This window comes from Streptomyces luteolus (assembly GCF_029968015.1).
Classification (GTDB): Bacteria; Actinomycetota; Actinomycetes; order Streptomycetales; family Streptomycetaceae; genus Streptomyces; species Streptomyces luteolus.
Genome location: NZ_JASCIS010000007.1, coordinates 144,260 through 168,735 on the forward strand (window position 1 = coordinate 144,260; position 24,476 = coordinate 168,735).

21 protein-coding genes and 1 pseudogene are annotated in these 24,476 nt (G+C 70.9%); 7 read left to right on the forward strand and 15 right to left on the reverse strand.

What is annotated here, in order from left to right; genetic code table 11:
- Positions 1–56: 56 nt before the first annotated feature.
- The 4 genes from QIT00_RS09290 to QIT00_RS09305 form a co-directional block, all read right to left on the reverse strand.
- Positions 57–2,600, reverse strand: a complete 2,544-nt coding sequence (locus tag QIT00_RS09290) for an ATP-binding protein (RefSeq protein ID WP_282534666.1) — start codon at positions 2,598–2,600, stop codon at positions 57–59.
- Between the two features lie 265 nt (positions 2,601–2,865).
- Complete coding sequence (locus tag QIT00_RS09295) at positions 2,866–3,651, reverse strand: DUF3710 domain-containing protein (RefSeq protein ID WP_282534667.1); 786 nt, start codon at positions 3,649–3,651, stop codon at positions 2,866–2,868.
- Position 3,652: 1 nt separating this feature from the next.
- On the reverse strand, positions 3,653–4,198 hold the full coding sequence (gene dut, locus QIT00_RS09300; protein ID WP_282534743.1) for a dUTP diphosphatase: 546 nt from the start codon (positions 4,196–4,198) through the stop codon (positions 3,653–3,655).
- 68 nt (positions 4,199–4,266) lie between these two features.
- Positions 4,267–4,860, reverse strand: coding sequence for a PaaI family thioesterase (locus QIT00_RS09305; protein ID WP_282534668.1), 594 nt, complete (start codon positions 4,858–4,860; stop codon positions 4,267–4,269).
- A 58-nt stretch (positions 4,861–4,918) separates the two neighbouring features.
- Here QIT00_RS09305 and QIT00_RS09310 point away from each other — a divergent pair, with 58 nt between their 5' ends.
- Positions 4,919–5,380, forward strand: coding sequence for a DUF3093 domain-containing protein (locus QIT00_RS09310; protein ID WP_282534669.1), 462 nt, complete (start codon positions 4,919–4,921; stop codon positions 5,378–5,380).
- A 78-nt stretch (positions 5,381–5,458) separates the two neighbouring features.
- On the opposite strand, the gene QIT00_RS09315 is transcribed toward QIT00_RS09310, so the two are convergent.
- The 4 genes from QIT00_RS09315 to QIT00_RS09330 form a co-directional block, all read right to left on the reverse strand.
- Complete coding sequence (locus QIT00_RS09315) at positions 5,459–6,526, reverse strand: hypothetical protein (protein WP_282534670.1); 1,068 nt, start codon at positions 6,524–6,526, stop codon at positions 5,459–5,461.
- A gap of 14 nt (positions 6,527–6,540) precedes the next feature.
- Positions 6,541–6,837 (reverse strand): DUF4193 domain-containing protein, encoded by a 297-nt coding sequence (locus QIT00_RS09320; protein WP_282512126.1) that lies wholly within the window; start codon positions 6,835–6,837, stop codon positions 6,541–6,543.
- Positions 6,838–7,228: 391 nt separating this feature from the next.
- A complete protein-coding gene (locus tag QIT00_RS09325; protein ID WP_282534671.1) occupies positions 7,229–8,476 on the reverse strand; it encodes a sensor histidine kinase in 1,248 nt (415 codons plus the stop codon).
- A 7-nt stretch (positions 8,477–8,483) separates the two neighbouring features.
- Complete coding sequence (locus QIT00_RS09330; RefSeq protein WP_282512128.1) at positions 8,484–9,137, reverse strand: response regulator transcription factor; 654 nt, start codon at positions 9,135–9,137, stop codon at positions 8,484–8,486.
- Between the two features lie 306 nt (positions 9,138–9,443).
- Here QIT00_RS09330 and QIT00_RS09335 point away from each other — a divergent pair, with 306 nt between their 5' ends.
- Entirely contained in the window at positions 9,444–9,605 is a 162-nt protein-coding gene (locus QIT00_RS09335) for a hypothetical protein (RefSeq protein ID WP_282534672.1), read from the forward strand.
- Positions 9,606–9,765: 160 nt separating this feature from the next.
- Here the strand turns inward: QIT00_RS09335 and QIT00_RS09340 are convergent, their stop codons facing one another.
- Positions 9,766–10,575: an inositol monophosphatase family protein gene (locus tag QIT00_RS09340; RefSeq protein WP_282534673.1), complete on the reverse strand. Its 810-nt coding sequence runs from the start codon at positions 10,573–10,575 to the stop codon at positions 9,766–9,768.
- A gap of 13 nt (positions 10,576–10,588) precedes the next feature.
- Positions 10,589–11,719: a ferrochelatase gene (locus tag QIT00_RS09345; RefSeq protein WP_282534674.1), complete on the reverse strand. Its 1,131-nt coding sequence runs from the start codon at positions 11,717–11,719 to the stop codon at positions 10,589–10,591.
- Between the two features lie 119 nt (positions 11,720–11,838).
- On the opposite strand from QIT00_RS09345, the gene QIT00_RS09350 reads away from it, so the two are divergent.
- Complete coding sequence (locus QIT00_RS09350) at positions 11,839–13,110, forward strand: MFS transporter (protein ID WP_282534675.1); 1,272 nt, start codon at positions 11,839–11,841, stop codon at positions 13,108–13,110.
- Positions 13,040–14,389 carry a D-arabinono-1,4-lactone oxidase gene (locus QIT00_RS09355; protein WP_282534676.1) on the forward strand — a complete coding sequence of 450 codons (1,350 nt, stop codon included), beginning with the start codon at positions 13,040–13,042 and terminating at the stop codon, positions 14,387–14,389. Before QIT00_RS09350 ends, QIT00_RS09355 begins: the two co-directional genes overlap by 71 nt.
- 3 nt (positions 14,390–14,392) lie before the next feature.
- On the opposite strand, the gene QIT00_RS09360 is transcribed toward QIT00_RS09355, so the two are convergent.
- Positions 14,393–15,664: a hypothetical protein gene (locus QIT00_RS09360; RefSeq protein WP_282534677.1), complete on the reverse strand. Its 1,272-nt coding sequence runs from the start codon at positions 15,662–15,664 to the stop codon at positions 14,393–14,395.
- A gap of 466 nt (positions 15,665–16,130) precedes the next feature.
- Here QIT00_RS09360 and sepH point away from each other — a divergent pair, with 466 nt between their 5' ends.
- The gene (sepH, locus tag QIT00_RS09365; RefSeq protein ID WP_282534678.1) at positions 16,131–17,228 is read left to right on the forward strand and encodes a septation protein SepH; all 1,098 of its coding nucleotides are present in this window, start codon (positions 16,131–16,133) and stop codon (positions 17,226–17,228) included.
- 184 nt (positions 17,229–17,412) lie between these two features.
- Here the strand turns inward: sepH and QIT00_RS09370 are convergent, their stop codons facing one another.
- Complete coding sequence (locus QIT00_RS09370; RefSeq protein WP_282534679.1) at positions 17,413–18,264, reverse strand: sulfurtransferase; 852 nt, start codon at positions 18,262–18,264, stop codon at positions 17,413–17,415.
- A gap of 244 nt (positions 18,265–18,508) precedes the next feature.
- Here QIT00_RS09370 and QIT00_RS09375 point away from each other — a divergent pair, with 244 nt between their 5' ends.
- On the forward strand, positions 18,509–19,282 hold the full coding sequence (locus QIT00_RS09375; protein WP_282534680.1) for a VOC family protein: 774 nt from the start codon (positions 18,509–18,511) through the stop codon (positions 19,280–19,282).
- A gap of 61 nt (positions 19,283–19,343) precedes the next feature.
- On the opposite strand, the pseudogene QIT00_RS09380 reads toward QIT00_RS09375, so the two are convergent.
- Together QIT00_RS09380 and QIT00_RS09385 are read right to left on the reverse strand one after the other, a co-directional pair.
- A pseudogene (locus QIT00_RS09380) lies at positions 19,344–19,710 on the reverse strand (6-pyruvoyl trahydropterin synthase family protein).
- Positions 19,711–19,726: 16 nt separating this feature from the next.
- Positions 19,727–22,468: an ATP-binding protein gene (locus QIT00_RS09385; protein ID WP_282534681.1), complete on the reverse strand. Its 2,742-nt coding sequence runs from the start codon at positions 22,466–22,468 to the stop codon at positions 19,727–19,729.
- 535 nt (positions 22,469–23,003) lie between these two features.
- Here QIT00_RS09385 and QIT00_RS09390 point away from each other — a divergent pair.
- A complete protein-coding gene (locus tag QIT00_RS09390) occupies positions 23,004–23,786 on the forward strand; it encodes a hypothetical protein (RefSeq protein ID WP_282534682.1) in 783 nt (260 codons plus the stop codon).
- A gap of 22 nt (positions 23,787–23,808) precedes the next feature.
- On the opposite strand, the gene QIT00_RS09395 is transcribed toward QIT00_RS09390, so the two are convergent.
- Entirely contained in the window at positions 23,809–24,459 is a 651-nt protein-coding gene (locus QIT00_RS09395; RefSeq protein ID WP_282534683.1) for a thymidine kinase, read from the reverse strand.
- Positions 24,460–24,476 lie beyond the last annotated feature (17 nt).

The window sequence follows — 24,476 nt, forward strand, 5'->3', positions numbered from 1 at the left end:
CTGGTCCTGCCTTTCTGCGGTGGTGCGGCGCTCGCCGCCGGCGTGGGGCGCGCGGGTCACGGGGTGGCCTGCGCGGAGAGTTCGGGGGCGGCGGGTTCATGGGCCGGGGCCGCGCGCACGGTGAGCACCATGCTGAGGCCGCCGCCCGGGGTGTCCTCCGCGTTGAGGGTGCCGCCCATCGCCTCGACGAAGCCGCGGGCGACGGCCAGGCCGAGGCCGACGCCCGCGCCGCGCGGAACGTCGCCGTACCGCTGGAACGGTTCGAATATGCGGTCCTTGGCGTCGTCGGGGACGCCGGGTCCGCGGTCCACGACGCGCACCTCGACCCGGTTGCCGAGGGCGCTGCCGGAGACGGTGACGGGCCTGCCGTCGGCGCTGTACTTGACGGCGTTCTCCACGATGTTGGCGACGGCCCGCTCCAGGAGCCCCTTGTCCACCTCGACCATCGGCAGGGTCTCGGGGATGTCCAGGTCGACGCTGCCCTCGGGGACGCCGCCGAGCGCCATCGGCACGACCTCGTCCAGGTCGACGGCGCGGATCAGCGGCATCACGGTGCCGGTCTGCAGGCGTGACATGTCGAGGAGGTTGCCGACCAGGTGGTCGAGCCGGTCCGCGCCGTCCTCGATCCCTTCGAGCAGCTCGGCGCGGTCCTCCTCGGACCACTCCACGTCGTCGGAGCGCAGCGAGGTCACGGACGCCTTGATCCCGGCGAGCGGGGTGCGCAGGTCATGGCTGACGGCGGCGAGCAGGGCGGTACGGATGCGGTTGCCCTCGGCGAGCGCGCGGGCCCGGTCCGCCTCGTCCTGGAGCCGCTGGCGGTCGAGGACGACGGCGGCCTGCGCGGCGAACGCGGCGAGCACGCGCCGGTCCTCGGCCGGGAGCACCCGTCCGGTCAGGGCGAGCACCATGTGACCGTTGCTGCCGCCGACCGGCATGTCCACGTCGGCGTCCTCGGGCCGGTCGAGCTCGGCGCGCCCGACGCTGCCGGCGCAGGTCCAGGGGTCGCGGTCGCCGGCGCGTTCCAGGAGGGCGACGGACTCCATGTTGAAGGTCTCGCGGACCCGTTCCAGGAGGGCGTCCAGGGTGGTCTCGCCGCGCAGCACGCTGCCCGCGAGGAACGACAGGATCTCCGACTCGGCGCGCAGCCGGGCCGCCTGGTGGGTGCGCCGCGCCGCGAGGTCCACCACCGACGCCACGGCCAGGGCGACGCCCACGAACACCACGATGGCCACGATGTTGCGGTTGTCGGCGATGGTCCACAGGTGCAGCGGCGGCGTGAAGTAGTAGTTCAGGAGCAGCGAGCCGAAGGCCGCCGAGGCGAGCGCCGGCAGCAGTCCCCCGAGCAGCGCCGAGGCCACCGTGAGGGACAGGAACAGCAGCATGTTGTTGGCGAGGCCGAGGTCCGCATCGATGTTGCTGAGCAGCAGGGTGAGGAGCACCGGGCCGACCAGGCCGACCAGCCAGCCGGACAGCAGCCGCGACCGGCCGAGCCGCGCGCCCCGGGCCACCGGAAGGCCCCGGCCCTTGGCGACCTCGTCGTGCGTGACGATGTGCACGTCCAGGTCGGGCCCCGACTCGCGGGCCACGGTCGCGCCGACGCCAGGACCGAACACGTACTGCCAGGTCTTGCGGCGGCTGGAGCCGAGGACGATCTGGGTGGCGTTGACCCCGCGCGCGAACTCCAGGAGCGAGCCGGGCACGTCGTCGCCGATGACGTGGTGGAAGGTGCCGCCCAGGTCCTCGACCAGGGTGCGCTGGACGGCGAGTTCCTTCGGGGACGCGGAGGTCAGGCCGTCGCTGCGGGCGATGTAGACGGCGAGGATCTCGCTGCCCGAGCCCTTGGCGGCCATGCGGGCCGCGCGGCGGATCAGGGTGCGGCCCTCGGGCCCGCCGGTGAGGCCGACGACGATGCGCTCGCGGGCCTGCCAGGTGGAGCGGATGTTGTGCTCGCCGCGGTACTGCTGGAGGTACTCGTCGACCCGGTCGGCGGTCCAGAGCAGCGCCAGCTCCCGAAGGGCGGTGAGGTTTCCGGGCCGGAAGTAGTTGGCGAGGGAGGCGTCGATGCGGTCCGGCTTGTAGATGTTGCCGTGCGCCATACGCCGCCGCAGCGCCTCGGGCGACATGTCGACCAGCTCGATCTGGTCGGCCCTGCGCACCACTTCGTCGGGCAGGGTCTCGTGCTGTCGTACGCCCGTTATCGACTCGACGACATCGCCGAGTGACTCCAGGTCCTTGATGTTGACGGTGGACACGACGTCGATGCCCGCGCCAAGCAGTTCTTCGACGTCCCGCCAGCGTTTGGCGTTGCGGGAGCCGGTGGCGTTCGTGTGCGCCAGCTCGTCGACGAGGGCGACCGCGGGGCGCCTGGCGAGGACGGCGTCGACGTCCATCTCGGTGGCGCCGTGTTCGACGACACGGCCGGGCACCTGCTCCAGGCCCTGGAGCAGTGCCTCGGTGCGCGGCCGCTCGTGGTGCTCGACGTGGGCCACCACGCAGTCGGTGCCGCGCTCCACGCGACGGTGGGCCTCGGACAGCATGGCGTAGGTCTTGCCCACGCCCGGTGCCGCACCGAGGTATATCCGTAGCTTGCCGCGTCCCATGGCCTCATTGTCTTCCGAAATCCGCTGCTACCCCGCGTCGACCTTACGGCCAGGATTTCCGGACAACGGCCCCCGAGGTGGCCCTGCGGCCCGCATTTGACGCGATTCTGACGCGGGGGGGGACATGGCAAGGGCCGCACCCCCACAGCGGGGGATGCGGCCCAGGCCAAGCGAATATCAGCCCGTCCGGCGATTGAGGACGAGCCCGCAGGGCGACTGCGGCAACCGAGTCGACGGTGCGGGAACGAATCCGGAGGGGGCCGGGCTAGCGGACCTCGGTGATCTCCGGGCCACGGGCAAGCTGGCCCATCCCGCCGGAGAACCGGGACTCCTCCTGGTTCTCCTCCTTCACGCCGCCCTCGGCCACCATCTGCGCGTCGTCCGGCAGCTTCAGGACGATCGGGTCGCGGGGCGCCATCGGGCCGTCACCGCGCACGACCACCGCGTCCCGGACGATCTGCTCCAGCAGGCCTGCGGCCTCGGGCTGCACCGCGCCCTGGCCTGAGATCACTCCGCGCAGGAACCAGCGCGGCCCGTCGACACCCACGAAGCGGACGACCTGCACGCCGCCCGTACCGTCCGGCAGCTGCACCGGGACCTGCGCGCGCAGCTCCCAGCCGAGGGGGCCCTCGACCTCGTCGATGACTCCGCCCTGCTGGGTGATGCCGGAGGCGATCTCCTCGCGGACCTCGCCCCAGATGCCCTCCCGCTTGGGGGCGGCGAAGGCCTGGAGTTGTACGGCGCTGTCGCGCAGGACCACGGTGGCCGCGACGATCGCGTCCCCCGCGACCTCCACGCGCAGCTCCATGCCCTCGACGCCGGGCACGAAGATGCCACCCAGGTCGACCCGGCCCTCGCCGGGCTCGCGCACCTCGGAGATGTCCCAGGGTCCGTCGGGGCGCGGGGCCGGGGGCAGGTTCGCCCGCTTCGGCTCGTCCTGCGCCGCCTCGGGCTGTTCCGTCCCGTCCTCGGAGCTCACGCCCTCGGCGACCTGCTCGGCCTCGCCGGCCGCGCCGTCGGCGGCATCACTCTTCTTGCGACGTCCGAACACGTCACTGTCCTTCCCGGTCGGATACGACCGAAGCGTATCGATTCCCGCCCTGTTGCCCACCCGTGTTGCCGTCCACTGCGGCATGCCCCCCGGTGGACCCGAAGCCCCCCTCGGCCCGCGCCGATGCGGGAAGCTCCGCAACCTCGTGGAAGCGGACCTTCTCGACCTGCTGGACGACGAGTTGGGCAATCCGGTCGAAGCGCTCGAACCGCACTGGCTCGCGCGGATCGAGGTTCACGACGATCACCTTGATCTCCCCACGGTACCCGGCATCAACCGTCCCCGGGGCATTCACCAGAGCGACACCGCAACGGGCGGCAAGCCCCGATCGCGGGTGCACGAACGCCGCGTACCCCTCGGGCAGCGCGACGGACACCCCGGTCGGCAGCACCGCCCGCTCCCCCGGGCCGAGGTCGACGGCCCGGGTGGTGCACAGATCGGCCCCGGCGTCCCCGGGCTGCGCATAGCTCGGAAGCGGTACGTCCGGGTCCAGGCGCCGCAGCAGCACGTCGACGGGAGCGCGGGTCGCGCCGGGTACGTGGGTCACGCCGGGTACGTGGGTCACGTCAGGTACGTGGGTCACGCCGGGTACGTGGGTCACGTCAGGTACGTGGGTCACGGGTTCACCTCGAAGGCACGTGCGCGCCGGACCTGGTCGGGGTCCTCCATGGCGGCCTTGATCTCCTCGGGCCTGCCGTTGTCGATGAAGTGGTCGACCTTCACCTCGATGAACAGGGCGTCGGCGCGGACCGCGACCGGCCCGTCAGGGCCGCCGATCCGGCCGGTGGCCGTCGAGTAGATCTTGCGCCCGGCGACGGCGGTCACCTCGGCGTCGAGGTGCAGCACCGTGCCGACCGGGACCGGCCGCACGAAGTCCGTCTCCAGCCGCCCGGTCACGGCAATGACCCGGAGCAGCCAGTTCAGGGAGCCGAGCGTCTCGTCGAGGGCGGTGGCGAGGACGCCGCCGTGCGCGAGCCCGGGTGCGCCCTGGTGCTCGGGCTTGACGGTGAACTCCGCGGTGATCGCCACGGCGTCCGGATCGGCGCCCGCCCGCGCCTCCAGGTGCAGGCCGTGCGGCTGCCCGTGCCCGCAGCCGAAGCAGTACTCGTAGTGCGCGCCGAGCAGCTCGCCGGGCGCCGGGGCATCGGGGTGCCGCACCGGCCGGGCCGCGTCGTCCGGGGGCGTCAACGAAGGGGTACGTCCACTCACAGGCGCAGACCTTACCCGCGCGGCCTGAGAACGCGGGCACCGTGCCAAGCTTGGCGGTATGCAGCTCTCCGCCGAAATCTACGACGAACGCCTCACCGCACCCCGTTCCTGGTGGGCCATCACCGGCCTGATCGGGATCGCGGGCGGCCTGATCCTCCTGCCGCTCGGCCCGCTGCCGATGCTCGGCGGCCTGATCGGCGCGGCCGCCCTCGCGGCGATGGCGGTCTCCTCGTACGGTTCGGCGCGGATCCGCGTGGTGGCGGACTCGCTGGTCGCGGGTGACGCCCGGCTGCCGCTCTCGGCGCTCGGCACCCCGGAGGTCCTGGACCCGGCGGAGGCCCGCGCCTGGCGCTCCCACAAGGCCGACCCGCGCGCCTTCATGCTGCTGCGCAGCTATGTGCCGACGGCGGTACGCGTCCCGGTGACGGACGAGCAGGACCCGACGCCGTATCTGTACCTGTCGACGCGGAACCCTGAGGGGCTGGCCGGAGCGCTGGGGTGCAGCCACTCCGGCGTTTGAGGAGCGGGTCCGGGGGCTGGCCCCGTGACGGCGCCGCGGGCTTCGGGGGCAGCGTTCGACTGACCCGCCGTCGTGGCTCTAGTTGCCGATTTCCTTCGGGGACTCCAGCGGTGGAAGGTCCTCAAGCGCGTCCCACGGAACCTGCTGCTTGCGCAGGTCCTTGCGGATCTTCTCGGCGAGCTTGCTGGTCTCACGGCGGTTCATGACCGCGCCGACGGCGGCGCCGACCATGAAGGGCATCAGGTTCGGAAGGTTCTTGACCATCCGCTTCGTGATCTGCTGGCGCAGCTCGCGCTTCAGCTGGCCGCCGAGTGCCGCGTTGATCGTCAGCGGCTTGGCCACGTCGATCCCGCGCTCGTCCGACCAGGAGTGCAGGTAGGCGGTGCTGCGGTCCTTGAGGCTGCCCGGCGGGCGCAGGCCGTAGACCTCGTGCAGCTCGGCGACCAGCTTCAGCTCGATCGCGGCCACACCGGTGATCTCGGCGGCCAGTTCGGCGGGCATCGCGGGCGGTACGGGCAGCATGGCGGCCGCGCCCACTCCCGCTCCGACGGTCGAGGTGGCGTTGCGGGCGCCCGCCACCAGCTTGTCGGCGATCTGCTCGGGCCCGAGGCCCGGGAACTGCTTGCGCAGGGTCGCCAGATCGCGCACCGGGATACGCGGTGCGTTCTCGATGATCCGGTCGGCGAGGAAGCCGATACCGGCCTTGGCGCTCTGGCCGCCCTTGACCAGGCCTGCCTTGGCGCTCTGGCCGCCCTTGCGTGCCCCGTCCCTGATGGCGGAGAGGCGTCCGGCGTTGGCCGGGGTGTCGCCCTGGCGGGGCGCTCGTTCGACGGCCGCGCCGTCGCCGTCGCGCCGGCCGCTCGGTTCGTCGATGTCCGTGGCGTCCGTCGCGTCCACGGCATCCGTCGCGTCCACGGCGTCCGTCGCGTCCGTCGCGTCCACCGCGTCCACCGCGTCCGTCGCGTCCGTCGCGTCCACGGCGTCCGTCGCGTCCACGGCGTCCGTCGCGTCCGCTGCTTCGAGCGAGGCCTGGGGGCCTCGCTCGTCGTCACGTGCGCGGTCGAGCGGGCTGCCGCCGGTGGTCGGGCCACCGGTTGCGGACCGCTTCCGGAAGAACCGCTTCCGGGGCGGGGTCGAGCCTGTCACGGCCGACCCCCGCCTCAGTCGCAGTCGCGGCAGATCGGCTGGCCGTTCTTCTCTCGGGCCAGCTGACTGCGATGGTGTACGAGGAAGCAGCTCATGCAGGTGAACTCGTCCTGCTGCTTGGGCAGGACGCGAACGGCCAGCTCCTCGTTGGAGAGGTCCGCGCCGGGCAGTTCCATGCCCTCCGCGGCCTCGAACTCGTCTACGTCGACGGACGAGGTCGACTTGTCGTTCCGGCGAGCCTTCAGTTCTTCAAGGCTGTCCGAGTCGACGTCGTCGTCGGTCTTGCGTGGGGTGTCGTAATCCGTTGCCATGTCGCTCTCCCCCTCTGGGTGTCTGCGGTGTCTCCAGCGCACGTAACGCGTGAGAGGCCGGACTTGTGCCCGACCCGAGGCGGAGATTTTGCCTCACATCAAGGTCTGTTACTCAATCGACACCCAACCGCACCCCTGAAGGGGCGACCGGCTTGGATGGCGATCGGGACCGTACACGGTCCGTTTGTCGCACTACACGGGCGCCACCCCGTGTACTTCCCGTGATCCGTACCCCCGAAAACCCGGATTTTCCAGGCTTTCCGGTGGTCAGAGCGATCACGGAGAGTAGATGGCCGGAGATTCGCCCCTGTGATCGATTCCACACGGAACTTCGGGGCTCAGGTCCCGAAAATTCCGCTCAAAGCGAACACGGCGAATCCGCAGCAGCATCTCAGATGGGCAGGGTGACTCGCATCACGAGACCACCCCCCTCGCGCGGCTCGGCGATGATACGGCCTCCGTGCGCACGGGCCACCGAGCGGGCGATGGACAGGCCGAGGCCCACTCCCTTGTCACTCCCGGTCCGCTCCGTGCGCAGCCGCCGGAAGGGCTCGAAGAGGTTGTCGATCTCGTACGCCGGGACGACGGGGCCGGTGTTCGAGACGAGCAGGACCGCCTGGCCGTCCTTGATCTCCGTCCTGACCTCGACCCAGCCGCGCTCGTCCACGTTGTACCGCACGGCGTTCTGGACCAGGTTCAGGGCGATCCGCTCAAGCAGGACGCCGTTGCCCTGGACGACCGCGAGGCCGCGCTCGCCGCGGATCTCCACGCCCTTCTCCTCGGCCTCCGCCCGCACCTGGTCGATGGCGCGGGAGGCGACCTCGGCGATGTCGACCGGCTTGCGCTCCACGATCTGGTTGTCGCTGCGGGCGAGCAGCAGCAGCCCCTCGACGAGCTGCTCGCTGCGCTCGTTGGTGGAGAGCAGCGTCTTGCCGAGCTGCTGCAGCTCAGGGGGCGCACCCGGGTCGGACAGATGCACTTCCAGGAGCGTGCGGTTGATCGCCAGGGGCGTACGGAGCTCGTGCGAGGCGTTGGCGACGAAGCGCTGCTGGGCCGAGAAGGCGCGCTCCAGGCGGTCCAGCATCTCGTCGAACGTGTCCGCGAGCTCCTTCAACTCGTCGTCCGGGCCGTCGAGTTCGATCCGCCGGGACAGGTCCGAGCCGGCCACGCGGCGGGCGGTGCGGGTGATCCGGCCGAGCGGCGAGAGCACCCGGCCGGCCATCGCGTACCCGAAGGCGAACGCGATCACGCTGAGGCCGAGCAGAGCGAGCAGCGAGCGGCTGAGCAGGTCGTCCAGGGCCTTCTGGCGCTGGTGGTTCAGGCAGGCGTTCAGCGCGGTGTTGAACTGGTCCTGGCTGCCGGTGGCGGTGACCAGGTTGGGGCACACCTCGCTGTAGACCTTGACCTCGCTGCCTTCCGCGATCTTGAACGGCAGCTCATTGCCCACGTTCACGGCCTGCGCCGCGAGCAGGTAGATGATCGAGAGCAGCAGGATCCCCGCGATCAGGAACATCCCGCCGTACAGCAGCGTGAGCCTTATCCGGATCGTCGGCCGCAGCCAGGGGAACGGGGGCTCCGGGCGGTCCGGGGCATACGTCGGTTTCGGAGGTGCTGTCGGCGGCACCGGGGTCGCGGCCATGGAGGGATCAGATCCGGTATCCGGAGCCGGGCACGGTGACGATGACGGCGGGCTCGCCGAGCTTGCGGCGCAGCGTCATCACGGTCACGCGCACCACGTTGGTGAACGGGTCGGTGTTCTCGTCCCAGGCCTTCTCCAGGAGCTGTTCGGCCGAGACGACGGCGCCCTCGCTGCGCATCAGCACCTCCAGGACCGCGAACTCCTTCGGCGCGAGCTGGATCTCCTTGCCGTCGCGGAAGACCTCGCGGCGGTTGGGGTCCAGCTTGATGCCGGAGCGCTCGAGGACGGGCGGGAGCGCCACCGTCGTACGCCGCCCGAGGGCGCGGACGCGGGCGGTGAGCTCGGTGAACGCGAAGGGCTTGGGCAGGTAGTCGTCGGCGCCCAGCTCCAGGCCCTCCACGCGGTCGCTGACGTCGCCGGAGGCGGTGAGCATCAGGACGCGGGTGGGCATGCCGAGCTCGACGATCTTGCGGCAGACGTCGTCCCCGTGCACCAGCGGGAGGTCGCGGTCGAGCACCACCACGTCGTAGTCGTTCACGCCGATGCGTTCGAGGGCGGCCGCGCCGTCGTACACGACGTCGACCGCCATGGCCTCCCGGCGCAGTCCGGTGGCCACCGCATCGGCGAGCAGCTGCTCGTCCTCGACGACGAGTACGCGCACGTCTTCTGTCCTTCCGCTTGGCCCTTGCCGGGCAGGCTTGATCACGAGTGGTGAGCCCCTCCATCCTGCCTCTTTCGGCCATAAACCGGCCGTAAGGCGGTCGCACGAACGTGGAATTCCGGGATTCGGGCGCGAGTTGAGGTTTCTGTCGAACCGGGCCTGGGGAGGACGACTCCACACCCGCGATCACTCTTTGCATGTGGCACGCCACGGCGCAGCTCCCGCAGGCTGCGACAGACGTGATCGCCCCTTCCCGAGGGCACACCCCGTGCCACCGACCACGACCCACGACGAGGGGGCGCAACCATGGACGCATTCACCGCAGGGCTCCTGCACCGCATAAAGACCACCGAGTCCGACCTTTCGCAGGCCCGCGAGGACGGCGACGACTTCCTCGTGGAGGTCGAGGAGGCCGAGCTCGACGACCTGCGCCGCCTCGCGGCCGAGCACGGCGTGCAGGTCGCCTGAGCCCGTTCCACCCGTTCCGTACGCGAAGCCGTTCGCGAAGCGGTTCGCGAAGCCGTACGCGAAGCCGCTCGCGAAGCCGTTCCGTACGCCGAGAGCCCCGGCACCTCCCAGGTGCCGGGGCTCTTCGCCGCGTGCGGACCGCTCAGCCGTGTCAACCGTGTCAGTCGTGCCAGGCGCCGAGCTCCTCCAGCTTGCCCTGCAGGGTCTCGAAGAGTCCGGGCGGCGCGGCCACGGTCAGCTCGGTCGACAGCTCCTCACCGGGCCTGCCGCCGACGAGGGCGCCCGCCTCCCGGGCGATGAGGTCGCCGGCCGCGTAGTCCCAGGGGTTGAGGCCGCGCTCGTAGTACGCGTCGAGGCGGCCGTACGCGACGTCGCACAGGTCGATGGCGGCGGAGCCGCCCCGGCGGATGTCCCGGACCTGCGGGATCAGCCGGCCGACCACCTCGGCCTGGCGGATCCGGCGCTCCTCCAGGTAGCCGAAGCCGGTGCCGAGCAGGGCCTGGTCGAAGGAGGGCGCGGCGCCCACCTTCAGCCGCTGCTCACCGACGTACGCGCCCTCGCCGAGACCGGCCCGGAAGGTCTCGCCCTGCATCGGCACGTGCACGACGCCCACGACGGTCTCGCCGTCCTTGCGGGCGGCGATGGAGACGGCCCAGGCGGGACGTCCGTAGAGGTAGTTGACCGTGCCGTCGATGGGGTCGATGACCCACTGGACGCCGCTGCTGCCCTCGACGCTGGCGCCCTCCTCGCCGAGGAAGCCGTCGTCGGGCCTGCGGTCGCCGAGGAACCCGGTGATCAGCTTCTCGGAGGCGATGTCCATCTCGGTGACGACGTCGACGGCGCTGGTCTTGGTGGCGGCCACGCCCAGGTCCGCGGGGCGGCCGTCGCGCAGGAACGCGCCCGCGTGCTCGGCGGCGGCGACGGCCAGGGCGGTGAGTTCGGCGATCTCGGCCTGCAACTGCTGGGTCACGATGGGGAGTTCCTTACACGTAGGGGCTGTCGGCGCCTGCCGCGGCGGGCTTGGGCGTCCGCGCGGGGCAGCAGCCGAGGGGGCACAGGTCGTGGCTCGGACCGAGCGTGCCGAGGGCGCAGGGGCGGACGTCCTCGCCGCGTTCGGACCCGGCGCGCTCCAGGACGAGGTCGCGGATCGCGGCGGCGAAGCGCGGGTCGGCGCCGACGGTCGCGGAGCGGGCCACCGGCAGGCCGAGCTCGGCGGCCTTGGCGGTGGCCTCCGTGTCGAGGTCGTAGAGGACCTCCATGTGGTCGGAGACGAAGCCGATGGGGACCATCACCACGGCGGGCACCCCGGCCTCGTGCCGCTCCTCCAGGTGGTCGCAGATGTCCGGCTCCAGCCACGGGATGTGCGGGGCGCCGGAGCGGGACTGGTACACGAGCTGCCAGGGCCGGCCGGCGACGCCGGTCTCCTCGGCCACCGCGTCCGCGATCAGCCGGGCGACGTCCAGGTGCTGCTTGACGTACGCGCCGCCCTCGCCGTGCTCCCCGACCGTGCCCGAGGTGTCCGCCGCGGCGGTCGGGATGGAGTGCGTGGTGAAGGCGAGGTGCGCGGACTCCCGTACGTCCTCGGGGAGTTGGGCGAGGGACTGGAGCACGCCGTCGATCATGGGCCGCACGAAGCCCGGGTGGTTGAAGTAGTGCCGGAGCTTGTCGATCCGGGGCGGCTCCAGGCCTTCGGCCGCCAGGGCGGCCAGGGAGTCGGCGAGGTTCTCGCGGTACTGGCGGCAGCCGGAGTACGAGGCGTACGCGCTGGTGGCGAGGACCAGGATGCGGCGGTGCCCGTCGCTGACCATGTCGCGCAGGGTGTCCGTCAGGTACGGCGCCCAGTTGCGATTGCCCCAGTAGACCGGCAGGTCGAGGCCGTGGTCGGCGAAGTCCTTGCGCAGGGCGTCGAGCAGCGCGCGGTTCTGGTCGTTGATCGGGCTGACCCCGCCGAACAGGAAGTAGTGCTGCCCCACCTCCTTGAGCCGCTCCTTGGGGATGCCGCGGCCCTTCGTCACGTTCTCCAGGAACGGCACGACGTCGTCGGGGCCCTCGGGGCCGCCGAAGGAGAGCAGCAGCAGGGCGTCATAAGGGGTGGAGTCAAGCGCTTCTGGCATGGTTCCGATCCTGCCACCCCCGCCGAGCGCCGGAAAACGCGGTGCGTCCCGGGTTCTCCCGGCCGTAAGCTGTATGAGCCATCTACACGCCTTACGTAACGCCGCCAGCGGAGCCCTCCTTGCCCAGCCCCTACCGCGCCATCTTCGACGCCCCCGGCACCCGGGCGTTCTCCGCCGCCGGTTTCCTCGGCCGCCTGCCGCTCGCCATGATGGGCATCGGCATCGTCACGATGATCTCCCAGCTCACGGGGCGGTACGGCCTCGCCGGCGCGCTGTCGGCCACCGTCGCCCTCTCGGCGGCGGTGATCGGCCCGCAGATCTCCCGGCTCGTCGACCGGCACGGTCAGCGCAGGGTGCTGCGGCCCGCGACGCTGGTCGCGCTCCTCGCCGTCACCGGGCTCCTCGTCGCGGCGAAAACGGAGCTGGCCGACTGGACGCTGTTCCTGTTCGCCGCCGGAGTGGGCTGTGTGCCGAGCCTCGGCTCGATGATCCGCTCGCGGTGGGTGTGGGTGTACCAGACCGATCCGCGCAAGCTGCACACCGCGTACTCCTTCGAGTCCGTGGTGGACGAGGTCTGCTTCATCTTCGGGCCGATCGTGTCGATCGGGCTCTCCACGGCCTGGTTCCCGGAGGCCGGGCCGCTGCTCGCCGCGCTCTTCCTCGCCGTGGGCACGTTCTGGCTGACCGGGCAGCGCGCCACCGAACCCGTACCGCATCCGCGCGAGCACCACGTCAAGGGCTCCGCGCTGAAGTCGCCGGGGCTGCGGGTCCTGGTGCTGACGTTCGTGGCCACGGGCACCATCTTCGGCGCGGTCGACGTGGTGACGGTCGCCTTCGCGGAGGCCGAGGGGCACAAGTCGGCGGCCAGTCTGGTGCTCGCGGTGTACGCGCTCGGGTCCTGCCTCGCCGGTGTGGTCTTCGGGCTGCTTCAGCTGAAGGGCGCGGCCTCCCGGCGGTGGCTGCTGGGTGTCTGTGCGATGGCCGTGAGTATGATCCCGCTTCAACTGGTCGGGAACCTTCCGTTTCTGGCCGTGGCGCTGTTTGTCGCGGGCCTGTCCATCGCGCCGACGATGGTGACCACGATGGCCCTGGTCGAGCAGCACGTACCACGCGCGAAACTGACCGAGGGCATGACCTGGACGTCCACCGGGCTCGCGGTCGGCATCGCGCTCGGCTCGTCGGCCTCCGGCTGGGTGATCGACGCGGCCGGGGCGCGCGCGGGGTACGCGGTGCCGGGGATCGCCGGCATCGCCGCGGTCGCGGTCGCGTTCCTCGGGTATCGCCGGCTGAAGCGGCCGGTGCCGCAGCGGGGAGGGGCCCATGAACACGCAGCACACAGCGCAGGCGAACGGCCGGAACGGATCACGGACGCGGCAGAGCCCGTGGCGTAACTGGGCGGGCAACGTCGTCTCCCGCCCGGCGCGGGAGGTGACCCCCGCCTCCGTGGACGAGCTGACCGCGGCCCTGCGTACGGCCGCCGAGCGCGGCGAGCGCGTGAAGCCGGTCGGTACGGGCCACTCCTTCACCGCGGCCGCCGCGACGGACGGCGTCCTGATCCGGCCGAACCTGCTCACCGGCATCCGCGAGATCGACCGCGAGGCGGGCACCGTCACCGTGGAGGCGGGGACTCCGCTGAAGCGGCTGAACCTGGCCCTGGCCCGTGAGGGACTGTCGCTCACGAACATGGGCGACATCATGGAGCAGACCGTCGCCGGCGCCAGCAGCACCGGCACGCACGGCACGGGCCGCGACTCCGGCTCGATATCCGCCCAGATCACGGCACTTGAGCTGGTCACCGCCGACGGCACGGTCCTCAGCTGCTCCGCCGACGAGCGTCCCGAGGTCTTCGCGGCCGCGCGGATCGGCATCGGCGCGCTCGGCGTGGTCACGGCGATCACCTTCGCGGTGGAGCCGGTCTTCCTGCTCACGGCCCGCGAGGAGCCGATGAGCTTCGACCGGGTCACCGCCGAGTTCGACCAACTCTTCGCGGAGAACGAGCACTTCGAGTTCTACTGGTTCCCGCACACCGGCAACTGCAACACCAAGCGCAACAACCGCAGCGCGGGCCCGGAGAACCCGGTGGGCGCGCTGAGCGGCTGGTTCGAGGACGAGCTCCTCTCCAACGGCCTGTTCCAGGCGGTCAATTCACTGGGCCGCGCCTTCCCGGCGACGATCCCCTCGGTCGCCAAGGTCTCCAGCAAGGCGCTCTCCGCCCGCACCTACACGGACATCCCGTACAAGGTCTTCACATCCCCGCGCCGGGTGCGCTTCCTGGAGATGGAGTACGCGGTGCCGCGCGAGGCCCTCGTGCCCGCGCTCCGCGAACTGAAGTCCATGGTCGACCGCTCGCCGCTGCGCATCAGCTTCCCGGTCGAGGTCCGTACGGCACCCGCCGACGACATCGCCCTCTCGACGGCCTCGGGCCGCGACAGCGCGTACATCGCGGTCCATATGTACCGAGGCACGCCGTACCAGGCGTACTTCACGGCCGCCGAGAGGATCTTCACCGAGCACGCCGGCCGCCCGCACTGGGGCAAGATCCACACGCGGGACGCGGAGTACCTCTCCTCCGTCTATCCGCGCTTCGGCGAGTTCACCGCGCTGCGCGACCGCCTGGACCCGGACCACCTGTTCGGCAACGACTATCTGCGCCGGGTGCTCGGCGACTGAGCCTCACTCGGTGGGCGTCCCCCGGTCCTGGCCGGGGTCGGTGGCGTTGTCGGTCGGGGTCGAGGTCGGGGTCGACGGGGCCGGTGTCGGATCCGCGTCGGACTCCGACGGGCTCGGCTCGGGCGTCGGGTCCGTGTCGGACGAGGTCTGCGAAGGGCTGGGCCCGGGGTTCGTCGCGGTGTCACCGGAGCCGCCGCCGGGCGTGGCCGCGGGGTCGGTCGCCGGGGTCCGCTCACCGCCGCCGTCACTGCCGCCCTCGGTGGGCGTCGACTGGGAAGGACTGTCGTCCGGGGTGCTCCTGTGCCCACCGCCGGACGAGGAGCCACCCCACGAACTGGGCCGCAGCACCCGCGAGTCGTTGCCGCTGAAGCTGTTCCCCGAGACGAGTTCGTACGTGGAGATGCCCGCCATGGTCACGCCGAAGATCAGGGCGGCACCGAGCAACGGCCGCTTCCAGCTCTTGATCCGCCTGCCCTGGACGGGGGCGGGCTCACTGGAGTGCCCCTGCGGGAGGGCGGTGCCGAGCGGTCGGGTCTCCTGATCGACGGGCTCGTGGGGTCCGCCGGTGTCCGTCGCGCGCAGCAGCATCGTGGCGTCGGCCCGCGGCAGCACGGAGGTCGCCTCGGCGTCCGCCCCGGGAGGGCGTACGGGCGTGAGGAGTTGAGTGCTGTCGGCGTCGGCCTTGGTGAGGAGCTGCGTACGGTCACCGTTCGCGCCGTCGACGGAGCTGAGCAGCTGCGTACGGTCACCGTCGGCGGCGGCCGTGGCGGGCAGGGCCGTCGTCGCGTCGCCCTCGGTGGTCACGACCCCGGGGCGCCAACTCGTGGTCACCGGGCCGGTGGTGGCGGTCCGTGCGCCCAAACTCGTGGTCACCGGGCCGGTGGTGGCGGTCCGTGCGCCCACCGTGCCGGTGCCGGTCGTGGCCGGCTCGGCGCGGAACGTGGCCGGCACCGGGCGGCCGTCCGCGGTGAGCGGCACCTGCCGCGCCCGGGGCTTGGCCTTCTCCGCGGCCTCGCGCACCTGCTCGCCCGTGCGCGAGAAGAAGTGCTGGAAGACCGAGCCGCCACAGGTCGCGATCACGCTGACCAGGCCGGCGCCGAGGATCGTGCCGTAGACACCGAAGCTGGACGCGAGCTTGGCCGCCACGACCGCGGCGACGGCGCTGCCCGCGACCTGCGGCACGTTCAGGTCGATCCTCTTGCGCTTCGGCTGCGCGTCGGCCGCCTCGTCTGTCGCGATCTTCCTGTTCTTGCCGGTATCGACCTTGTCCGCCATCCCCGTCCCTTGATTGCCGTTCTCTCCTGACTGCACTCTCAAGTGACATTTGGGCGAAGCGAATAGTTCCGTTTTTGAGGATTCTGTGAAGCAGGACACCTCTGTAAGCAGCGGGTTTGTGATCCACAACTCCCAACTGCCTTGCCCTGTGAGAAGTTCGGCGGCGCGGCGGTCCACCCGAGTGGCCCGAATGGAGTACTGTTGCGAGCCCTGGGTCCGGTCTCCAACCTGGGTGCCCGGGAGCGGTTTCAGCATCTCCGGGAGGGGGCTCGCTGCACAGAGTGACGAAGTCGGTCACTTAGAGTTGCGAATAGGTAACCGTGCCATAACGGCGATCCAGGGCCCATGCCCGACACGCCGGGCAACTCGGCAAGGTTGTGGCAGGCTGCACCCGGGCAGGCCACACTCGACTAGCGGAAGCAGCGTTACGCACGTGACGTCGGCAGGCACCACCCGGGAGGTCCCCATGCCCGAACTGCGTGTCGTGGCTGTCAGCAACGACGGCACACGGCTGGTGCTGAAGGCTGCGGACTCGACGGAGTACACGCTTCCGATCGATGAACGGCTGCGCGCGGCAGTGCGCGGGGATCGCCCACGCCTCGGCCAGATCGAGATCGAGGTGGAGAGCCATCTCCGCCCCCGCGACATCCAGGCCCGGATACGGGCAGGTGCATCCGCCGAAGAGGTCGCCCAGTTCGCCGGCATCCCCGTCGACCGCGTTCGCCGCTTCGAGGGCCCCGTCCTCGCCGAGCGCGCGTTCATGGCCGAGCGCGCCCGCAAGACGCCCGTGCGCAGGCCCGGCGAGAACACCGGTCCGCAGCTCGGCGAGGCCGTCCAGGAACGGCTGTTGATCCGCGGCGCCGACAAGGAGTCCGTGCAGTGGGACTCCTGGCGCCGGGACGACGGCACCTGGGAAGTGCTGCTCGCCTACCGCGTCGCGACCGAGGCGCACACCGCGAGCTGGACGTACGACCCGCCCCGGCGGCTCGTCCAGGCCGTGGACGACGAGGCACGCTCGCTGATCGGTGAGGCCGACGACATCGCGCCGCCCGAGCCGAGCTTCCCGTTCGTGCCGCGGATCGCCCGCCTGCCCCGGGACCGGCCGCTCGACCGCGCACTGGACCGGCAGTTGGAACGCCCGAGCATCCCCTCGCCCACCCCCGAGCCGGACGAGGAGAGCGAGGACGAGCGGGACTCGCTGACCAGCCTCCTGGAAGCGGTGCCCAGCTTCCGGGGCGACCTGGTCGTGCCCGAGCGCTCACCCGCCACCGGTCCGTCCGCCGCACCCGCGGCGAGCGCCAACTCCACCTCTACGACGGAGCGACCCACCGTAGAGGAACCCGAGCAGGAGCCCGAGGCCGAGGAACCCCCGGCCCCGGCGGCGTCGGCAGGCTCCGCGTACGCGGACGTGCTGATGCCGCGCGCGGTCGCAGGGCACCGCGACCGGCTGGTCGGCACCACCGACCGGCAGGCCGAGGCCGACGGCGTCCGCCCCGGCCGCCGCGCCGCGGTGCCGAGCTGGGACGAGATCGTCTTCGGCACGCGCCGCAAGAAGCAGGACTGAGGCGCCCGTACCGCCTGCGTATGAGGAGGGGCCCGAGCCGAATCTTCGGCTCGGGCCCCTGGTCACGTCCTCACCACGGTACGTACGGACAGTCACCGCGGGTACGGACGCACAGTCACCGCGGGTCCGGACGCCCACTTACTGCGCGTACGTCCGCACACTCACTGCGCGTACGTCCGCACACTCACTGCGGGTCAGGGCCCGTCGCCACCGGGCGGGACGCGTCGCCGGACCACTCCGACCAGGAGCCCGGGTAGAGCGCCGCCGGGATGCCCGCGACCGCGAGGGCGAGCACCTCGTGGGCGGCCGAGACACCCGAGCCGCAGTAGACACCGACCTCCGCGCCGTTCACGGCCCCAAGTGACCTGAAACGATCGGCCAGTTGCTCGCGCGGCAGGAAGCGGCCGTCCGCGCCGACGTTGTCCGTCGTCGGCGCCGAGACCGCGCCCGGGATGTGGCCGCCGACCCGGTCGATGGGCTCGACATCGCCCCAGTAGCGCTCCGCCGCGCGGGCGTCCAGGAGCAGGCCGGAGCGGGCGAGCGCGGCCGCGCCGTCCGCGTCCACGGCTCCCGTCTCCCCCGGCTTCGGGACGAAGTCGCCGGGTTCGGGATCGGGCGTACGCGTGGACAGCCCGCCCCGCCATGCCGCGAGGCCGCCGTCGAGGACGCGCACCGAGGGGTGCCCCGTCCAGCGCAGCAGCCACCAGGCGCGTGCGGCCGCCCAGCCCTGGCCGCCGTCGTACACGACCACGTCACGGTCCGCGAACACCCCGGCCGTACGCATCGCCGCGCCGAAGACGTCCAGGTCCGGCAGCGGATGGCGGCCGCCCGGGCCGGGCGGACCGGCCAGCTCCGCGTCGAGGTCCACGAAGACGGCACCCGGCAGATGCCCGGCCGCGTACTCGGCACGGCCGTCGAAGGCGGGCTCACCCGGCGCCTTGGCGGCGGTGAGCTGCCAGCGGACGTCGAGGATGACCGGCGGGTCCTCACCCGTCAGGTCGCTCGCAAGTTCGGATCCAGAGATGATGGCTGTCATGGGGCACATCCTTGCGTAAAGTCTGGTCGCCTTGTCCCAGGACGACTACCCTGCACCGCCGGCTGTTCCGTGGATCGACATCCGAGGGAAACCGCGCGGAAACGGATGAGCGGCGGTAATCCGGGCATCCTCCCCAAGATCCCGATGGACCGCGGCGCGGCTTGAGCGCAGGGTGCAAGGAGAGGGTCCGGCCACCGTCCGGCGCCCGGTGGATCACCATGACGGTCCGAGGAGACGAGTCACGATGACCGAGTCCACAGCTCGGCACACCCCTGGCACGCCTTGCTGGGTGAGTCTGATGGTGCACGGCCTGGGCGCGACCCAGGAGTTCTACGGCGCCCTGTTCGGCTGGGAGTTCCGCCCCGGACCGGAGCAGTTGGGGCCGTACGTCCGGGCACTGCTCGACGATCACGAGGTGGCGGGAATCGGCCAACTTCCGGCCGACCGGCATCTGCCCGTCGCTTGGACGCCGTATCTGGCGACGGACGACGCGGACACCACGGCGGACACCATCCGGCACTGCGGCGGCACCGTCGGCGTGGGGCCGCTCGACGCCGGCGAGGCGGGCCGCATGGCGATCGGCTCCGACTCCGTGGGCGCCGTCTTCGGCGTCTGGCAGGCCGCCCAGCACATCGGCGCCTCCGGCGCGGGCAGGCCGGGCACTCCGGTCTGGAACGAGCTGATCACCCACGAGACGGCCTCGGTCGGCAAGTTCTACTCGTGCCTCTTCGAGTACCACGAACAGCCGGTCGTCTCGGCCGACCTCGACTACGTGACCCTGCGGTTGGACGGGCGCGCGGTGGCCGGCATCCATGGCGTCGGGGACGTACTGCCGCGCGAGCACGGACCGCACTGGATGACGTACTTCGAGATCGAGGACGTGGACGAGGCGGCGGTACGGGTCACCGAACTCGGCGGAGACCTGCTCCGCGCCCCGTGCGACAGCGCGCACGGACGGCTCGCGACGGTGGCGGACCCGGAAGGAGCCGTGTTCAGCGTCGTGCGCTCGGCGGACTGAGCGGGGCCGGCCCGGCAGGGCGGTCCGGCAGGGCGGTCCGGCAGCCGGAGGAACCGTCGTGTCAAGGCCGGTAGATGGCCCAGGTCTTGGGGGTTTCCGAGATCCTCACGGCGCTCAGTTCAGGAATCTCTGCGCGCCAGGTGTCGAAGATCCATTTCGCCAGATTCTCTGCCGAGGGGGCGCAACCCCCCCCCCATCGATTCGTTCAAGTGCCGGTGGTCGAGTGTGGCGTCCATCCACTCCTTGAACGCTCCGAGCTCTCGATAGTCCCGCACGAAGCCGTTCTCGGTGCGCGCGTCGTCTGCGGCGCTTAGCTCGAGAACGACGATGTAGTTGTGGCCGTGCATGCGTGCACAGGGGTGCCATGACGGCAGGCGGTCCAGCACATGACTGGCGGAGAAGTGGAACTCCTTGGTGATGGTGAACACGGTTCCGCTCCTCTCCCTATTCCTGTTCCTGGCCGGTCCGACCCTGGTCACGCACTGTATCCGGGTGGCTGGGCGCGTCCCGGAACAGGGCACGGTTGAGAGGTACCGCGCTGAGGTAGTGGGCACGGCGTTGCTCGTCGTCGATGCCGTTCGCCTTGCGGAGCACTTCCTCCCGGGCGCGCTCGAACAGATTCGCGGCCTCTCCGGCCTCTCCTCCTTCGCCGTGCGCAGCGAGAGCGCGAGCCGCGTCGTGGAGCACCTCTTCTGTGCGCAGCGCCGGCATCTCTCCGTACTGTTCGAGGAGAGCCAGAGCCCGCCGGGCGTCGTCGGCCGCCCTGCCGGTGTCTCCGGTGGCGAGGTGGATACGGCTACGCAGGCCGTGCGCGGCGATGGTGCTGCGCACCATGGCAGTGGTCTCGGTCTCCACCAGGGTGTCGCTGGCGAGCTGCTCGGCCAGACGCAGGTCGCGGCCGGTCTCCAGGAGCACCTCGACGTAGAGGTTGCGCACAATGGGAACCAGGTTGGCCAGTGAGGATTCCTGGGTCTGCGTCCATGCATCCCGCATCCGCTGGAGAGCTTCGTCGGCCCGCTCCGGGGCACGGGCGACGAGGAGCGCGAGCAAAGCGCTGTTGTAGGCGTACCAGCCGCTGCGGGCGCTGCTGTCCCCCTCCACTTCGAGAGCGCGCAAAAGCACGGCACGTGCTTCCTCGTACGCGCCCATGGCGAGGTGGAGCTGAGCCAAGTAGTTGAGCGCGATGGGCAGTTCGGCTTGTGGTGTGTCGCTGTCCAGCCGGTCGACGCAGTGTTCGAGGCGGTGGAGGGCTTCGGTGAACCGGCCGGAGTCGTAGAGGTTGACGCCGATCTGCATCTCGTTGAGGTTGCGGGCGTGCTGCAGAACCGGGTTGCCCGTCTCGCCCAGTTGCGGAGCGGACGCATAGAGCTGCTCTGCCTCGAACAGGACGCGCAGCCCGTCCCGCAGGTTGAGTTTCGGCAGTTGGCGACCGTACTCGACCAGGGCCACGAAGAGCGTCGTGACGCCTTCCTCCCCGCACTCCCGGGCTCGGGTGACCGCCTCTTCGAGCTTGTCGAGCGAGGGCCGCAGGCCACGGACGGCCATGAGTGTCTTGCCACGCAAGAGCGTCGTACGGGCGATGAGCAACCTGTCACCCAGTCGCCGGGCAGCTCCCTCGGCCTCGGTCGCAAGGGCATCGATGCCCGTGGGGTCGTCCTGCGCGCTGTGGCCCCGCCAGCGGACCTCGGTGAGGCTGAGCAGCAGCTCGATGGATTCGATCAGGCGGCGGTCCCGGTCGGAGTGCTGTTCCGGAAGCTGTCGTGCCGCGTCGATGGCCGTACGGCAGTACTGCTCGGCCTGGGCGAATGCCAAGTCCTCCACGGCGCCGGAGCGGGCCAACTCGAAGTGTGCGGCGGCACTTTGGGCCGCACATGCCGGCCCGGCCGCACGAAGCTGATCGGCGATCATCACCTGGACCTCGCGCGGCAGGCTCGTCAGCGTATCCCTGGGGAGGGCGGCGAGGGCGCCGGCGATCCGTGCGTGGCGGCCGAGCCGTGCTCCTTCCGACTGCCCGGCACGGATGCCGTGTTGAAGAACGCGATGCTCGAAGTCGAACCAGTCGACGTGCAGCCCGGCAGCCCAGCCCGGCATATCGCGGCGGGACCGCTCACGCACCAGGCCGTGCTCGCGCTGTATCCGATGCAGCAGGTCCTGAACTTGAGTCAGGGGCAGGCCGGTCACCTCCGCCAGGGTGTGGGAGAAGAAGAACTCACCCGTCGTCGCCCCGACCGTCAGCAGTTCCCGTTCCTGCGGGCCGAGCCGCTGCAGCCGGTCTTCCACGGCCGCGGGCAGCTCGTCCGGCAGCGGTACTTCGGTTCCGAACCCCGGACGCCACAGCCTCAGGCACTGCTCGACGAAGACAGGCCGCCCACCGGTCACGTCTGCCAGGCGCTCGGCGAAGCCGTCCGGCACCACTTGGCCGCCGAGGCGAGCCTGCACCAGCTCGCCCACCGCCCAACCGGGAAGCGCCGGAAGCGAATGCCGGTGCAGCAGCTGCGGGTACCGCGCCTGCCATACGTCGAGCAGGTTCTCCACCACTCTGCCGTTGCCGGAATCCGACGCGTACGTCCCAAGCCCCAGGACGACGCCGAGCGGCTCGCCTTCCAGGCGCGACAACAGCAGGTCGAGGACCTCCAGACTCGCCTCGTCGCACCGCTGGAAGTCATCGATGATCAGCAGAAGTGGTGCCCCCTCACGTGCCTTCTCCAGGAGCACCTCCATCCAGCGCAGGCTGAGGGCGCTCTGCAAGGGGAGCAGGCTGTCGCCCGGGATGGAGCCGGTGGAGACCGCCGCCTGCGCCACCGAACGACCGGCGGCGAACGCCGCACCGAGACCCGGGACCATCGCGGAGAGCACGTCGGGCGCCGCGGCCATGGCGCCTTGACCCATCAACCGGGCCCACCATGAGCGCCGTGCTCCCCGTTCGTCGGACACATGGAGTTCGCTGACGGCGTCGACGAAGGGCCCGTACGGACGACGTGTGCCGATGCCTGGCGTGCCTCTCACCAGGACCACGCGGCACGGCCCGCCCTCGGCGCGATCACGAAACTCCTCCAGGGACGCGGACTTGCCCATTCCGGTCTCGGCTTCCAGAACCAGAAAGCTGCCGTTCCCCCGGGCCAGTCTCTCGGCCACGCCGCCGAGCACGTCCAGCGTCTCCACACGGTCGACGAAGATCGACGTCACCCTTCCCCCTGCTTCCGTGTCCCACCACACCGGCGTCATCAACATCAACTGCGCTCAGCGTATGGGTCGTTCGACAGACCGTCAGGTGCTTCGGAAACTTGCCCGATACCGAAGATCGACACGGCGAGGGCCGAAGGCTCCTTCACGGATCGAGGATGGCCCGTCGTCGAGGCGGACGGCGAGACCTCTCTGGCATCCGGGGTCGTCAGACGGGAGGCAGGGGCGAAGTTCTACTGCGTCGAGGTGAGGCTCTTCGGCGCGCTCAACCAGCGGGTGGAACGTGCTGCCGTGTGGCGGGTACAGACCGCTGCCAGGAGCGACCGACTGGAGATGTACGCCCGGCGCACCGAACTCCTGCACCGGGACAGGGAGATGCTCCCGGAATGGGCAGCGCATTCCACCGGCCACTGGTCGAGGTCGTGTGAACGCTGGTCGGACAGGACGGTCGGACGCCGCTGCTCGGTCCTGTGGCGTTCCGGGCTCCTGCACCTCCGCTGGTACGACACGGGCAGCGGCGGTCCCCCATGGCGAGCGTGTGATCGGGTTCGGCGTGGGGAGCGTCGCCGCGGTCCTTGTGATCCTCTTGGGCCTCGGTCTCCTCAACGGTGATGAGCAGGCTGTGCAGCCGCTGCACGCCTTGCTGCTGATGGTCTGCGGATTCTCCGTGGCGGGAATCTGGCTGGTGGTCAGGCAGTGGACGTTACGGGAATGGGCGGCGTGGGTCGTTCCGGCGGCGGCGACGGTGCTGGTCTCGATGCTTGTGGCCTCGGGGTCCGTGCTGCACGCGTTCTACGCCGACGATCTATCGCTCACCACCCGTGAGCTGGACGTCCCACCTCTGTGGCAATTCATCTCCGCCGTCCGGCTGCTCTCGTTCCTGTGGATGCTGTTCCTGGTGGTGGCCATCTGGGGTGCGATCAAGCACCTTCACCTGAGGCGCCCGGGGGAGAGGACGAACGCGGTGTTCTACGTGGGCATCCTGGCGGTGATGGTGGTGACGGCCGCCGTCCAGGCCATGGCCTCGGCAGGGCATGCCGCTGACGCCACGCGGGCGGCCGCCCGCTCCGGTCAGGCCCCGCCTTCGTACTTCGGGGTCGAACCAGAGTGGGTCTGTATCGAGCCCACCACAGATCCCGAGAAGCTCAACGAAGACGGAGGCAAGCTGCGCCCGGAGCGCCCGTACCTCAGTTTCGGCTCATCGGACGGCCAGTACCTGCTCTGGGACACGGACGGAGACGGCATCCTCAAGGTGCCGTCGAAGCAGACGAGGTCCGTACCGGTCGACACAGGCACGGCTTCATGCCCGTGGACGGCGTAGCCCCGGGGTTCCGCATCAGAGGTCAGACCGACGTCACCGGCAGCACGTCCGGCGACACCGCCGCCGCCCGGGACGAGGCGCTCGTCATGCGGCGGCGGTGATGGCGGCGGCACAGCACCTCGTAGCCGACCTCCTCGGCCGGGCGGTCCACGTCGCCGACGACGACCTGCTCGCCCTCGACGACCATCGCGCCGCCGACCGTACGGGCGTTGTGCGTGGCCCGGGCGCCGCACCAGCACATCGCCTCGACCTGCAACGTCTCTATGCGGTCGGCGAGTTCGATCAGGCGCTGCGAGCCGGGGAAGAGCTTGGTGCGGAAGTCCGTGGTGATGCCGAACGCGAAGACGTCCATGTCCAGGTCGTCCACGACCCGGGCCAGCTGGTCGATCTGCTCGGGCGCGAGGAACTGCGCCTCGTCCACGATCACGTAGTCCACCCGCTCGCCCTGCGACATCAGCTCCACCAGGTACCCGTACAGGTCGAGGCCCGGTGCCGCCTCGACGGCGTCCGTGACCAGGCCGAGCCGGGAGGACAGCTTGCCCTCGCCCGCCCGGTCGTCCCGGGTGAAGATCACGCCCCGCAGTCCCCGCGCCGACCGGTTGTGACCGATCTGGAGGGCGAGGGTGCTCTTGCCGCAGTCCATGGTTCCGCAGAAGAACACCAGCTCGGGCATGGGGAGTTGAGGACCTT

What these genes read in the sequence shown, in the direction of transcription:
- QIT00_RS09290 (WP_282534666.1), bottom strand. Translation starts at nt 2,600, where the DNA reads ATGGGACGCGGCAAGCTACGGATATACCTCGGTGCGGCACCGGGCGTG.
- QIT00_RS09355 (WP_282534676.1), top strand. Translation starts at nt 13,040, where the DNA reads ATGAACACGCAGCACACAGCGCAGGCGAACGGCCGGAACGGATCACGG.
- QIT00_RS09375 (WP_282534680.1), top strand. Translation starts at nt 18,509, where the DNA reads ATGACCGAGTCCACAGCTCGGCACACCCCTGGCACGCCTTGCTGGGTG.
- QIT00_RS09395 (WP_282534683.1), bottom strand. Translation starts at nt 24,459, where the DNA reads ATGCCCGAGCTGGTGTTCTTCTGCGGAACCATGGACTGCGGCAAGAGC.
- QIT00_RS09320 (WP_282512126.1), bottom strand. Translation starts at nt 6,837, where the DNA reads ATGGCAACGGATTACGACACCCCACGCAAGACCGACGACGACGTCGAC.
- QIT00_RS09370 (WP_282534679.1), bottom strand. Translation starts at nt 18,264, where the DNA reads ATGACAGCCATCATCTCTGGATCCGAACTTGCGAGCGACCTGACGGGT.
- QIT00_RS09310 (WP_282534669.1), top strand. Translation starts at nt 4,919, where the DNA reads ATGCAGCTCTCCGCCGAAATCTACGACGAACGCCTCACCGCACCCCGT.
- QIT00_RS09335 (WP_282534672.1), top strand. Translation starts at nt 9,444, where the DNA reads ATGGACGCATTCACCGCAGGGCTCCTGCACCGCATAAAGACCACCGAG.
- QIT00_RS09345 (WP_282534674.1), bottom strand. Translation starts at nt 11,719, where the DNA reads ATGCCAGAAGCGCTTGACTCCACCCCTTATGACGCCCTGCTGCTGCTC.
- sepH (WP_282534678.1), top strand. Translation starts at nt 16,131, where the DNA reads ATGCCCGAACTGCGTGTCGTGGCTGTCAGCAACGACGGCACACGGCTG.
- QIT00_RS09325 (WP_282534671.1), bottom strand. Translation starts at nt 8,476, where the DNA reads ATGGCCGCGACCCCGGTGCCGCCGACAGCACCTCCGAAACCGACGTAT.
- QIT00_RS09360 (WP_282534677.1), bottom strand. Translation starts at nt 15,664, where the DNA reads ATGGCGGACAAGGTCGATACCGGCAAGAACAGGAAGATCGCGACAGAC.